The sequence below is a fragment of the Parazoarcus communis SWub3 = DSM 12120 genome, assembly GCF_003226565.1.
GTDB classification, from domain to species: domain Bacteria; phylum Pseudomonadota; class Gammaproteobacteria; order Burkholderiales; family Rhodocyclaceae; genus Parazoarcus; species Parazoarcus communis.
In genome coordinates, this window is record NZ_QKOE01000170.1 from 1 (window position 1) to 284 (window position 284).

Consider the following 284-nt stretch of genomic DNA (forward strand, 5'->3'; position numbering starts at 1 on the left):
GTACGGCTACAACGCCGTCGGCAGCCTCACGAGCCACAGGAAGCGCAGTGGCGAGACGGTCACCTTCGCCTACGACAACCTGCACCGCCTGACCAGCCGCAGCTACCCCACGGCCGCGGACAACGTCACCTTCGCCTACGACCTGCTGGGCCGTCGCACCCAGGCCAGGTACGCCGACAACAGCCACACCGTGGCCTACGTGTGGGATGCGGCCGGGCGCCTGACCAGCACCACCGCCGGCGGCAAGACGCTCGCCTACCAGTACGACGCAGCGGGCAACCGCA

General features: G+C 69.4%; 1 protein-coding gene. It reads left to right on the forward strand.

Features of this window, described 5'->3' with window-relative positions; all coding sequences use genetic code 11:
• Positions 1 to 284, forward strand: a 284-nt coding sequence (locus DNK49_RS23595; RefSeq protein ID WP_133255193.1) for an RHS repeat domain-containing protein, incomplete at both ends; no start/stop codon positions are given.